Annotated in this window: 7 protein-coding genes; 3 read left to right on the top strand and 4 right to left on the bottom strand. The window is 69.3% G+C overall.

Going from position 1 to position 12,106, the window contains the following annotated elements; all coding sequences use genetic code 11:
• The first annotated feature begins 98 nt into the window (after nucleotides 1-98).
• The 3 genes from mgrA to ACT3S2_RS02545 all read left to right on the top strand — a co-directional run bounded on the left by mgrA (nucleotide 99) and on the right by ACT3S2_RS02545 (nucleotide 4,150).
• A complete protein-coding gene (gene mgrA, locus ACT3S2_RS02555) occupies nucleotides 99-1,160 on the top strand; it encodes an L-glyceraldehyde 3-phosphate reductase (RefSeq protein ID WP_444553771.1) in 1,062 nt (353 codons plus the stop codon).
• A gap of 324 nt (nucleotides 1,161-1,484) precedes the next feature.
• Nucleotides 1,485-2,885 (top strand): NAD-dependent succinate-semialdehyde dehydrogenase, encoded by a 1,401-nt coding sequence (locus ACT3S2_RS02550; RefSeq protein WP_444553772.1) that lies wholly within the window; start codon nucleotides 1,485-1,487, stop codon nucleotides 2,883-2,885.
• A 56-nt stretch (nucleotides 2,886-2,941) separates the two neighbouring features.
• Nucleotides 2,942-4,150 carry an AI-2E family transporter gene (locus ACT3S2_RS02545; RefSeq protein ID WP_444553773.1) on the top strand — a complete coding sequence of 403 codons (1,209 nt, stop codon included), beginning with the start codon at nucleotides 2,942-2,944 and terminating at the stop codon, nucleotides 4,148-4,150.
• A gap of 325 nt (nucleotides 4,151-4,475) precedes the next feature.
• Here ACT3S2_RS02545 and galK read toward each other — a convergent pair whose 3' ends face one another.
• The 4 genes from galK to ACT3S2_RS02525 are packed head-to-tail and all read right to left on the bottom strand — an operon-like array spanning nucleotide 4,476 to nucleotide 12,101.
• Nucleotides 4,476-5,696 (bottom strand): galactokinase, encoded by a 1,221-nt coding sequence (gene galK / locus ACT3S2_RS02540; RefSeq protein ID WP_444553774.1) that lies wholly within the window; start codon nucleotides 5,694-5,696, stop codon nucleotides 4,476-4,478.
• Nucleotides 5,693-6,841: a galactose-1-phosphate uridylyltransferase gene (galT, locus tag ACT3S2_RS02535; RefSeq protein ID WP_444553916.1), complete on the bottom strand. Its 1,149-nt coding sequence runs from the start codon at nucleotides 6,839-6,841 to the stop codon at nucleotides 5,693-5,695. Before galT ends, galK begins: the two co-directional genes overlap by 4 nt.
• Nucleotides 6,842-6,846: 5 nt before the next feature.
• The gene (locus ACT3S2_RS02530; RefSeq protein ID WP_444553775.1) at nucleotides 6,847-8,964 is read right to left on the bottom strand and encodes an alpha-galactosidase; all 2,118 of its coding nucleotides are present in this window, start codon (nucleotides 8,962-8,964) and stop codon (nucleotides 6,847-6,849) included.
• Nucleotides 8,961-12,101 carry a glycoside hydrolase family 2 TIM barrel-domain containing protein gene (locus tag ACT3S2_RS02525; RefSeq protein ID WP_444553776.1) on the bottom strand — a complete coding sequence of 1,047 codons (3,141 nt, stop codon included), beginning with the start codon at nucleotides 12,099-12,101 and terminating at the stop codon, nucleotides 8,961-8,963. Before ACT3S2_RS02525 ends, ACT3S2_RS02530 begins: the two co-directional genes overlap by 4 nt.
• Nucleotides 12,102-12,106 lie beyond the last annotated feature (5 nt).

Genomic DNA, 12,106 nt, shown 5'->3' with positions numbered 1-12,106 from the left:
GCTAAGGGACACCGCCTGGTATCGATCACTGAGGGGTAGTTCCCCGGGCACCGCGTAGCATGGGGCTGACCTTGTCTTCCCGTCCCCAGGAGCACCCCATGGCTGATGACGTCCACACCCCCCGCACCCCGGAAACCCACGATCCCTACGTCGCCGCCCTCGAGCGCTACGACGACCTCCAGTACCGCAGGGTCGGCAACTCCGGCCTGCTGCTGCCCCCGTTGAGCCTGGGCCTGTGGTGGAACTTCGGGGACAACAGGACCTTCGGCACCCAGCGGGAGATCCTGCGCCACGCCTTCGACCACGGGATCACCCATTTCGACCTGGCGAACAACTACGGCCCGCCCGCCGGTTCCGCCGAAGAGAACTTCGGACGCATGATGCGTACCGATTTCCGCCCCTACCGCAACGAGATGATCATCTCCTCGAAGGCCGGTTACGACATGTGGCCGGGCCCGTACGGGAACTGGGCCTCGGCCAAGTACCTCCGGGCCTCCGCCGATGAATCCCTGCAGCGTCTGGGCCTGGATTACGTCGACATCTTCTACTCGCACCGACCCGATCCGAACACGCCCATCGAGGAAACCATCGGCGCACTGGACCAGCTGGTCCGCCAGGGCAAGGCCCTCTACGTCGGCATCTCCTCCTACTCACCGGAGCGGACCGCCGCCGCGAAGGCCGTGGCCCGTGAACTCGGCACCCCGCTGGTCATCCACCAGCCCTCTTACTCGATGCTCAACCGCTGGGTCGAGGACGGGTTGCTGGACACCCTGGAGGAACTGGGCATGGGCTCGATCGCCTTCACCCCCTTGGCCCAGGGCCTGCTGACCGGGAAATACCTGGACGACAAGAACGCGGTCCCCGCCGGAGGCAGGTCCTCGCTGGCCGGACTCACCGAGGAGAACCTGTCCACGGTCCGCGAACTGGCCCGGCTGGCCGAGCAACGAGGCCAGACCCTGCCCCAGATGGCCATCGCCTGGCTGCTGCGCGAGGGCGGGGTGACCTCCGTGCTCATCGGGGCCTCCTCGACCCGGCAGCTTGACGAGAACCTTTCGGCCGTGGAAAACACCTCCTTCACCCCGGAGGAACTGGAACTGATCGATGGAATCACCAGCGGAGCCGACAGCGTGGACATCTGGCGCCGCTTCTCCCAGTCCTAGGCAGGTGCAGCCGGTGGACACCGCACCCAGGAGCCGCTCCCCCAACGACCCCGCCTCGGCGGGCACCTCGCCGCAGCGGCACCGGCCGTCGCCGCCCTGAGCGGGGACCGGCTCCGGCGGCAGCGGCGGCAGCTTCTCCGGCTCCGGAAGCTCCTCCAGCGTCCAGCCCCGCACCCCCGCGGCCCCGGGCCCTTGCACTGAAGCAGGGCCGCCAAAATGTGCAGATGCAGTGACTCGATTCACAAAGCCGGGGATCCGGGACATGATGGATCCGTGCGGCCTCCGCCCAGGGCGCCGTGAGTTTCAACGAAGAGGAGACCGGCAGTGACCACCACCGCCCAGCAGTCCAACCCGTCCGGCTACCGCGTGCAGAACCCCGCCACCGGTGAGGTCGTCGAGACCTTCGAAACCGCAACCGACGCCCAGGTCCGCGAGGCCGTGGACGCCGCCCAGGCCGCCTACGATTCCTGGGGCGCCCTGCCCATCGCCGACCGGGCCGTCATCGTCAAGCGCGTCGCCGAACTGTTCACCGAACGGGCCGACGAGCTCGCCTCCACGATCACCCTGGAGATGGGCAAGCCGTTCTCGGAGTCCAAGGACGAGGCCGAGTTCTGCACCGACATCTTCAACTACTTCGCCACCGAAGGCCCCACCCTGGCCGCCGATCAGGAGATCAAGGCCATCGGCGGGGGCCGCGCCATGGTCCAGCGGTTGCCGGTCGGCCCGCTCCTGGGGATCATGCCGTGGAACTTCCCGTACTACCAGGTCGCCCGCTTCGTCGCGCCGAACCTGATGCTGGGCAACACGATCGTGCTCAAGCACGCCGAGACCTGCCCCCGCTCGGCCTTGGCCATCAAACAGATCATGGACGACGCCGGGGTCCCGGCGGGCGCCTACGTGAACCTGTTCGCCACGCATGACCAGATTGCCGATGTCATCGCCGACCCGCGCATCCAGGGGGTCTCGCTGACCGGTTCCGAGCGGGCCGGGGCGATCATCGGGCAGCTGGCCGGCAAGAACCTGAAGAAGGCAGTACTTGAACTCGGGGGTTCGGACCCCTACGTGGTGTTGGATTCCGCGGACGTGGCGGCCGCCGCCAAACTGGCCTGGGACACCCGGGTCGAAAACACCGGACAGGCCTGCAACTCCAATAAGCGCATGATCGTCATGGAGGACATCTACGACGATTTCGTGGCGGGTCTCACCGCGCAGGCCCACGGGCTGGTCCCCGGGGACCCGGCCGCCGAGGAGGCGGGCACGTTCGGCCCGCTGTCCTCCCGCGCCGCCGCCGAGGCGGTGCACGAGCAGGTGCAGGACGCCGTCGCCCAGGGCGCCACCCTGCATGCCGGCGGAACCCTCCATGACGGCCCGTCCTGCTACTACTCCCCCGCCGTGCTGACCGGCGTCACCGAGGACATGCGGGCCTACCGCGAGGAACTCTTCGGCCCCGTCGCGGTCGTCTACAAGGTCTCCTCCGACGAGGAGGCCATCCGCCTGGCCAACGACACCCAATACGGTCTGGGCGGCGCGGTCTTCAGCACCGACGAGGAGCGGGCCCGCAAGCTCGCCCAGCGGTTGCAGGTCGGCATGGCCAACGTCAACGGCATCGGCGAGGACGCTGATCTACCGTTCGGCGGGGTCAAGCGTTCGGGCTACGGCCGCGAACTGGGCCCGCTGGGAATGGATGAATTCGTGAACAAACGTCTGTTCTACATCGCCGATTAGCAGGTCAGCGCCCGGTTGCTCGCCTAGAGTGGTGGCATGAATCCAGAGGTCATCCGATGAGTCTTCGTTTATTCCGTCGCCGCTCCAGGCGCAGCAATGCCCCGGCGCTACCCGTCAGTCCCGGCGCACGCCACGCCCAGATCGATTCGCTGGGAGCCGCGGATCCCCGCGTGGCCCCCACGGACCGGGTGGCATTGCTGTGGTCCAACGCCTTGGGCCGCACCGCGACCCGGGCCGCCCAGGTCCTGCTGGTGCTTGTCCTGGCCGGTGTCGCCGTTGTCGGGCTGGCACAGGTCAGCGTCGTCGTGCTACCGCTACTGATCGCCCTGATCCTCACCAGTGCCCTCTGGCCGCTGGTGCTGCTGATGCGGCGCCATGTCTCCGCGATGTTGGCCGCCTGGACGGTCTTTCTGGGCTCCTTCGTGATCCTGGGGGGCGTCGGGACGGCGATCGTCTTCGCTGTCCGCGCCGAATGGTCGGGCCTGGTCGACCAGGCCGTCCAGGGGTTCGGACAACTCCAGGACATGGTCAAGGACCTGCCCATCCAGATCGGCCAGAAGCAGATCGATGAAGGTGTCCACGTCGTCACCGATTTCCTGACCAGCAAGCAGTTCGGCGCCGGCGCCCTGTCGGGCCTGTCTGCGGCCGGGAGCTTCTTCACCGGCCTGTTGCTGCTGCTGGTCATCCTGTTCTTCTTCCTGAAGGACGGCGACAAGATCTGGGCCTTCTTCCTGTCCTGGATCCCGCGCAGCCACGACGCCCAATGGCGTGCCAGCGGCTACCGGACCATCCACACCCTGGGTGGCTACATCCGCGGGACCGCCACCGTAGCCTTCGTCGATGCCGCAGGTATCGGCATCGCCTTGTGGATCCTGCAGGTCCCCCTGGCCCTGCCCCTGGCCGCCATCGTCTTCATCACCGCCTTCATCCCGCTGGTCGGGGCCACCTTCGCCGGGATCCTGGCGACCCTCGTGGCCCTGGTCGCGAACGGTCCCGTCGTGGCCCTGATCGTTTTGGGCGTGGTGATCCTGGTCAACCAGCTCGAGAGCAACTTCCTGCAACCGGTCGTCATGGGCCAGGCCCTGCACCTGCACGCACTGGTCATCCTGCTGGCCCTGACCGTGGGCACCGTGCTCAGCGGTGTCGTCGGCGCCGTGCTCTCCGTCCCGCTGACCGCCGTCGGCTGGGCGATCGTGAAGATCTGGACCGGACGCGACCCCGAGGCCGTCAACGAATACGAGCCCGCGGCCGTGGAGGAGGAGTAGCGCCCCGGCGGCCCCGCACCGATCCCGGGGCAATGCCCACCCGGCGTACAGCCAACTCAAAGCTTCGGCCCCTAGAGTCATAAGTACCTCATCAGGTGCGAGTGATGAAACACAAGGCCCCAGTCCTGCCCGGACTGGGGCCTTCATCATGTCCGCCCCAGCCCCCCCTGGGCTGCGGCCATGACCGGAACCGAGGGGTTCGCAGCCAACCCCCACCCCACACACAGCGGGCAGCTAGGTTCGGCCCCTAGTGTTTTAAACACCTCATCAGGTGCGAGTGATGAATCCGGCCCCGGCTTTCTCCCCCCGAAAGCCGGGGCCTTCCTCATGCCTGGGTGGTCCGCCTCCGGGCCCCGGCCCCGGGCTGGACGGCGAAGATATCCGGGGGCCGGTATCCCTCGGCGGCGAAGCGTTCCCGAACGGCGGTCCCCACGGCCTCCGCCGCGGCGACGTCGACCAGGGCGATCGCCGATCCCCCGAAGCCTCCCCCGGTCATCCGGGCCCCGAACGCCCCGGCCTGCTGTGCCGCCTCCACGGCGGCATCGAGTTCGACGCAGGAGATGCCGAAGTCATCGCGCATCGAGGCATGGCTGGCATCCAGGAACGGGCCGATGGTGCGCGGGCCCCCGGTCTCCAACGCCGCCACCGTGTCCAGGACCCGCTGGTTCTCGGTCACGATATGGCGCACCCGGGCGAAGGTCGCGGCGTCCAGGACCTCCGCGGCCTCGACAAGCCGCTCGAGACCCACATCACGCAGTGCCGGGACCCCCAGCCCGGCGGCACCGCGGGCGCAGGCTGCCACGAGGTCCTTGTACCCGCCGGATTCATGCGCGTGGACGACCTTGGTATCGATCACCAGAAGCACCAGGGATTCGGCGGCCAGATCCAGCGGCACCTGCCGGGAGAGACGGCTACGGCAGTCCAGGAACAACGCATGGCCCGCGGTGCCCAGCAGGGACGCGGACTGGTCCAGGATCCCGGTGGGGGCCCCGACGAAGTCGTTTTCCGCCTGTTGGCAGACCAGCACCAGTTCCTCCCGGTCGATGCCGGCGTCCAGGAGCTCATCCAGGGCCAGGGCCACCGCGCATTCGATGGCCGCCGAGGAGGACAAACCGGCGCCCGAGGGGACGTCGGAGTCCAGCAGGACATCCACCCCCGGCACGTGGTGCCCGCGCTGTTGGAGGGCCCAGATGACCCCTGCCAGGTATCTGGCCCAGGGGACGACGTCGGCGGGCTCGAGCCGGTCCAGGTCCACCTCGGCGATTTCCCCGGCGAGGGCCGTCTGGCCGGTTCCCGCAGGATCCGCCCCCTGCAGCGAGGCCACCCGCAACCGGGCCGGCCCCGAGGGCCGTAGGGCCACCGCGACCCGGGCACTGTTCCGCAAGGCGAAGGGCAGAACGAACCCTTCGTTGTAGTCGGTGTGTTCGCCCATGAGGTTCACCCGGCCCGGTGCCGCCCAGATGCCATCGGGCCGGCCACCGAAGAGGGTGGCGAAGCCGGCCGAGAGCTGCTCCAGGGATGCGGCGTCCTTCTCCCCGGGCTTCATGCGCTGGCTCCGGTCGGCGTTGCGAGGGCGGCCCGTAGGCGTGCGGCGGTGGTTTCGGGGGTGACGTCGGCGATGAAGGCCCCCATCGCGGCTTCCGATCCTGCCAGGTATTTGAGTTTTTCCTCGGCCCGCCGCGGGGAAGTCAATTGCAGGTGCAGGCGCAGTTCCCCGGCCGCGGGGTGCCGGACGGGGGCCTGGAACCAGGCGGCGATATACGGGGTCGGAGTCGCATAGAGGGCGTCGACGCCGCGGAGCAGGCGCAGGTAGACATCGGCCAGGTCGGAGCGTTCCCGGGCCGTGAGCCCCGCCAGATCGGCGACGTGCCGGTTCGGGACCACATGGACCTCCACGGGCATCCGGGCGGCGAAGGGAACGAACACGGTGAAGTATTCGGTCCTCTCCACGATCCGGGTTCCTGCGGCCACCTCGAAGTCCAGGACGTCCTGCATGAGGTTGCGTCCGGTTTCCTCGCGGTGGCGTTGGGCCTGGTCCAGTTGGGTCAGGGTGCGCGGGGTGACGTAGGGGTAGGAGTAGATCTGCCCATGCGGGTGGTGCAGGGTCACCCCGATCTGCGCCCCCCGGTTCTCGAAGGCGAAGACCTGCTCGACGCCGGGCAGGGCGGAGAGCTCCGCGGTGCGCTGGGCCCAGGCGTCCACGACGGTCCGGGCCCGTGGGACATCCAGGTCGGCGAAGGAATCCCCGTGGTCGGCGCCGAAGGCAATGACCTCGCAGCGGCCCTCGGCCGGGTAAGTCTCCCCCATCGCCTCGGAGCGCTGCTGCTCCTGTTGCCCCGGCCCGAAGGAGGGGAAGCGGTTCTCGAACACGACGACGTCGTACTGTGCGGCGGCGACTTCGGTGGACCGCTCGGGCCCCGAGGGACACAGCGGGCATTCGTCGGCCGGTGGCAGATGCGTCCTGCCCTGCCGGTGGGCGGCAAAGGACACCCATTCACCGGTCAATGGGTCACGGCGTAGCCGGGCGGGGCTGGGCCGCTCCGGCAGTTCCCGCAGGTCCGCCGGGGGGACGAAGTCCTCATGCTGGCCGGGGTGGTCGAAGAAATACAGCAGTTCACGGCCATCGGCCATCCGGGCCCGGACGGGCTGGCGGAGGGCATCGGCTCCTGCGGTTTCGGTGGGGCTGTTCATGGTACTCACAAAGCCTCCAGTGCTTCGGCATGGAGCAGGATGGCCCGCTCGGGGTTCAGTGCGGGCAGGGCCAATCCCACGGTGGACAGATAACTGCCCGTGGCGGTGAAGCCGTCTTCCAGCCACGCGGGCGGTTCCCGGTGGATGAAGGTTCCCGGTTCGCGACCGGGCACGATGGCCCTGACCCGGTAGGTCTTCTCCTCCTGCAGGCCCGGCAGGGCGATGACTCCCGGGCCGGCGCCTTCGGAGGAACGCAGCAGCGCGAAGGCATACAGTGCTTCGCCGCCGTCGGCGGCGACGGTTCCGTAGAGGCTGAATGCCGCGTCCCCCAGGTCGGCCCGGACCTGGATACCGGAATGCAGCAGTCCGCGGTGCTTCTTATACAACCCGACCAGCTGGTGCAGGGTCGCCCGGTCGGCCCCGCGGGCTTCGCGGATATCCCATTCGAGCCCGAAGTGGCCGAAGAGGGCGGTGATCCCGCGGAAGGCCAACGCGTGGGTGCGCCCCGAGGTATGGGACGTGGCCGGGCCGATATGCTGTCCGACCAGTTCGGGGGCCAGCACGCGTTGGGTCAGTTCCTGGATGTGTTGGCGTTCCAGGGCGTCGTTGGAGTCCGAGGCCCAGACCCGGTCGGCGTGTTCGAGCACCCCGAGGTCCACCCGGGCCCCGCCGGAGGAACAGGATTCGATTTCCAATCCGGGATGGGCGGCCTTCAGCTGGTCCATCAGGGCGTAGGCGGCCAGCGTCTGCCCGTGCTGCGAAGGCCGGCCGGCCGAGGCCAGATCGGTCAGATCCCGGTTCTGGTCCCATTTCAGGAACGAGATCGGTGCCCCGGCCTGCGCGGCATCCGTCAACACCGCATCCAGGGCGGTGAAGAGGTGGGTGTAGGCCTCGGGCACAGTCAGGTCCACGACGTGCTGGTTCCGCCAGGTCGGGGCCAACCGGTCTCCCCGGGCCCGGCACAGCCAGTCGGGGTGGTCGGTGGCCAGTGCCGAATCGGGGTTGGCCATTTCGGGTTCGACCCAGAGACCGAATTCCATGCCCAACTCGTTGACCCGGCTGATCAACGGGACCAGCCCCTCCGGCCAGACCTGCCCGGAGACCTGCCAGTCCCCCAGTCCCGAGGTGTCGTCACGGCGGGAGCCGAACCATCCGTCGTCGAGCACGAATCGTTCCACCCCGGCCTCGGCTGCCGCATGGGCCAACGAGACGAGCTCGTCGAGGTCATGCCGGAAATAGACGGCTTCCCAGGTGTTGAGCACCACGGGCCGGGCCCGGCGCGGATGGCCCGGGCGGGAGCGCAGGTAGGTATGGAAACGGGAGGCGACCCCGTCCAGTCCTGCCGGCGAATAGGCGAAGTAGACCCACGGACCGGTATGGCTCTGCCCGGTCTCCAGGACGATCTCCCCGGTCCCCGGCAGTTCCCCGGCCCCCAGGGCGCGGGACGGGTCGGCGGTGCGTTCGGCGAAGACCGTGCTGTTTCCGCTCCAGCCCAGGTGGGCCGCCCAGAGTTCGCCGCGGCGGTGGGCGAAGCCGGGGGTTCCGGCGGCCAGGAGCAACGGGGCGTCGTGCCCGGTCCGACCCCGTCGTCCGGTCCGGGCATGGGTTCCGGTGACGAAGGGCAGGCGTTGTTCGGATCGTTCGCGGGACCAGCGTCCTGCGGTATCCAGTAGTTCGGTGGCCTGCTGTCCGACGGGGAGCATCGTGTTCAGCGCCCTGACCTCATAGCCCGCATCGCCCGTATTGGTCAGGGCGTGGCGCAGCCGCAGTAGTCCGCCGGGCAGCAATTCCACGGTGGTTTCCAGTTCCAGTCCGGCCTCGGCATCGGTGGCGGTGAGGACGAGCTGGCTGTCCCCGCGGCGCACCTCGGGATCGGTGAAGCGCACGGAGGTGTCCCGTCCGCCGCGTCCGCCCTCGAGCAACGGGGTGCCCGCCCAGCCGGCACTGGCCTGCGGCCACAACGGCATGCTCAGCGGGTGGTCGTAGTTCGAATGCAGCACCGGGCCGGTCGATTCCCGTCCGGGCAGGGCCCCCGGGTCGGCGCCGAAGTGCACGACGGCGGGATCGCCGGCGGTCTGCAGGAGCAAGGCGACCCCGTCCCCGCTGAGACGGTGCAGGCTCATGGGGTCCCACCGCGTTCCGGGAGCACGGCCAGTTCCAGGAGCAGCTCGGCACGACGGGCCGTGAAGGCCTCCGCGTCGGCGACGTCGATGCCGCAGGAGCGGCTGCCCAGCCCGTGCTGGCCGGCGTCGATCCCCAGATGCCAGTGGGTGGATTCGGGCAGTTCGGTGGGATGGCTGGCCCCGGCCAGTTCCTGCTGGCTCCAGGGGCTGAGCGTGAATCCGGTATCGGCCGGGCCCTCCAGGATGGTCAGCCGAAGGGTCCTGCCGTCCACCAGGTCCAGGTCCAGGGACCGCAGGTCGCCGCGGCGGCCGTTGGCCTGCGGGCGCGGGTAGCCGGTGCGCAGTTGCCCCACCGGCAACCGGTGGGTGCCGAAGCGTTGGGCCGAGCGGGAGTCGGCGTAGCTCTCGCCCGGTCCGGCCCCGGTGAATCGGGCGGTGCAGTCGTCGGTGAGCGCCGCGGCCGGCAGGGTGAATCCGAGGCCGAGCTGGGCCAGCGGGAATCCGTAGTCCTGCAGGGCCTGCATCTTCGCCCGGAGGCGCAGGGTCGTTCCGGTGGCGCTGAAGTGCAGATCGACGTCGAAGCCCTCGGGCCGGGCCGGGGCGCCATAGCGGTAGACGCTGGACAGTTCCCGGGCCGTGGCCCGCATGGACAGGGTCCGGCGTTGCAGCCGGTGCAATCCGGCGGTCCGCCAGTGTTCCGCCACGGCGATGACGGGGCCCGGGGCCAGCCCGGCGTAGGCCTCCCAGTCGAAGTCCTCCGGGGCCTGGGCGTTGTTCCCTGCCGTATCGGGTCCGCCGGGGCGCATGCCGCGGCTGGGTTCGATGGTGCCTTCGTCGTTGTCGGTGGGGGCCCTGTAGGCCAGTAGTTCGGGCCCGGCCAGTTCCAGGTCGGCGAGGGAGGCCAGCATTCCGGCCTCGTCGAAGGAGGCCAGTTCCCAGGGTTGCCCGGCATCCTGCGCGTGCTGCCCGGCCTGCCCGGGGGCTTCGGCAAGGGCCGGCGTTCCGGCGAGGCGTCCCTGCCCCCAGGCGACCTCGTGGCCGGCCGGCGCCCACCAGGTCGGGTCGGCCAGCTGCACGGAGACACCCAGCAGCGCGCCGGGATGCCGGCCCGCCACCACGGGGACGGGCACGGTGGCCGTGGACCGGGGCGCCGTAGGCGCCACGTCCAGGACCCCTTCGGCCAACGGTGTGCCGGACCCGTCGGGGGCCGGGTCGGCGGCGTCGAGCCGCCAACGGAAGAGGTAGTCGGAGGTGTCCGCGAAGTCCTGCCGGTTCTCGATCCGCAGCTCCTCCCCGACGGTGATCCTGACGGGTTCGATGACCTTGGCATATTCGGTCAGTCCGGGGCTCGGGGTGCCATCGGCGAAGACGAGTCCGTCCAGGACGAAGTTGGAATCGTGGATCGGTTCCGCGAAGTCCCCGCCATAGGCGTGGACCGGCTGGCCATCGGGGGTGGAGGCGAGGATGCCGTGGTCCTTGTACTCCCAGACGAAGCCGCCCGCGGCCCGGGGGTAGGCGTCGAAGAGGGCCTCGTAGTCGCTCATCCCCCCGGGTCCGTTGCCCATGGCGTGCACGTACTCGCACAGGATGTAGGGCTGGGTCCCGATGCGCCCGGAGCCTTCGGCACTGACCGAGGGGACGGGGTTCCCGGCCAGCAGCGACTCCGATTCGGTCGGGGTGGCATACATGCGGGAGTAGACGTCGGTGTAGCGGGCCTCGTGGTCGCCCTCGTAGTGGATGGGGCGCGTGGGGTCGTGGCGGCGCAGCCAGTCGGCCATGGCGGCCAGGTTGGCCCCGGTGCCCGATTCGTTGCCCAGCGAGAACATCACCACACAGGCGTGGTTCGCGTCGCGGCGCCAGGTGCGTTCGATCCTATCCAGGTAGGCCGGCAGCCAGATCGGGTCGTCGGAGGGGTTGGATTCCCAGCCGGTGGCGACGAAGCCGTGGGTCTCCAGATCGCATTCGTCGATGAGCCAGAACCCGAGCTCGTCGGCGAGGTCCAGCAGGTGGTGGTTGGGCGGGTAGTGGCTGGTGCGGATGGCGTTGATGTTGTGCCGCTTCATCGTTTCCAGCTCGCTGCGGGTGAATTCGGTGGTGATCGCCCGGCCGGTGACCGGATGGAATTCGTGCCGGTTCACCCCGCGGAAGCGGATGGGTGCGCCATTGACGCGCAGCACCCCTTCGGCGATGTCGACCCGCCGGAATCCCAGCCGCAGCGTGACGGTTTCCCCCGGGGAGGCCAGGGTGGCGGTGTAGAGCCGCGGGGTCTCGGCGGTCCAGCCGTGGACCCGGCCGACGGGGACGTCGAGCATGGCCGTGGACGTCCCATCGGTGGGGGCCTCGATCGTCTGCTCGATCCCCAGTTCCGGCAGTGAGAACCGCAGCGGGAAGGACCCCGCCGGGGCCGTCGCTTCCAGTGCCAGATGCCCGGCACCGGCGTCGTAATCGGCGACGACGTGGACATCACGGATCCCCGCGGCGGGTTCACCGATCAGGGTGACGTCGCGGAAGATGCCCGGCAACCACCACTGGTCCTGGTCCTCGAGATAGCTGGCGGCGGAGAAGGCGTGCACCCGCACGACCAGCCGGTTGGTCCCGGTTCCGTGGTGCACCGAGGAGGTGACATCGAATTCGTGGGTGAGCCGGCTGCCGGAGGCATGGCCGAGTTCGGTGCCGTTGAGCCAGGCCTTGAACGTCGATTCGACCCCTTCGAACCGCAGGATCACCCGGCCCAGGGAATCCAGGACCCCGGAATCGAAGCCCAGTTCCTCGAGCGTGAACTCGCGCAGGTAGTCGCCGGTGCCGTTCTCGTCGGGGACATGGGGCGGGTCCAGCGGGAACGGGTAGTCCACGTTGGTGTACCAGGGGCTGCCGAAGCGGTTGATCTGCCCGGTCACCAGCGGCCCGTTGGCCGCATCCAACACCCAGTGCCCGGGAACGGCCACCGCGTCGGGGAACAAGGCCTCCTGCGCGGCGGGATCCTGGTGGGCGGCGGCCACCGAGGGCGAATACCTGAACCCCCAGTCCCCGTTCAGGCTGGCTTCGGGCCGGTCCGAGCAGAGATGGGCCCGCGCCGGCAACAGGCCGGCTCCGGGTGAGGGGTCGAGGTGGTACGGCAATGCCTGCTGGTCGGTCACGGGGT

It is taken from the genome of Arthrobacter sp. AOP36-A1-22, from assembly GCF_052377615.1.
In the GTDB taxonomy this organism is placed as follows: Bacteria; Actinomycetota; Actinomycetes; order Actinomycetales; family Micrococcaceae; genus Arthrobacter_H.
The sequence above is the reverse complement of the archived record's forward strand: the minus strand, read 5'-3'. Positions and strand labels throughout refer to the sequence as shown.

Bases quoted from the DNA above. Each gene is read 5' to 3' on its own strand.
- mgrA (WP_444553771.1), top strand. From the start codon at position 99: ATGGCTGATGACGTCCACACCCCCCGCACCCCGGAAACCCACGATCCC.
- galT (WP_444553916.1), bottom strand. From the start codon at position 6,841: ATGAACAGCCCCACCGAAACCGCAGGAGCCGATGCCCTCCGCCAGCCC.
- ACT3S2_RS02545 (WP_444553773.1), top strand. From the start codon at position 2,942: ATGAGTCTTCGTTTATTCCGTCGCCGCTCCAGGCGCAGCAATGCCCCG.
- galK (WP_444553774.1), bottom strand. From the start codon at position 5,696: ATGAAGCCCGGGGAGAAGGACGCCGCATCCCTGGAGCAGCTCTCGGCC.
- ACT3S2_RS02530 (WP_444553775.1), bottom strand. From the start codon at position 8,964: ATGAGCCTGCACCGTCTCAGCGGGGACGGGGTCGCCTTGCTCCTGCAG.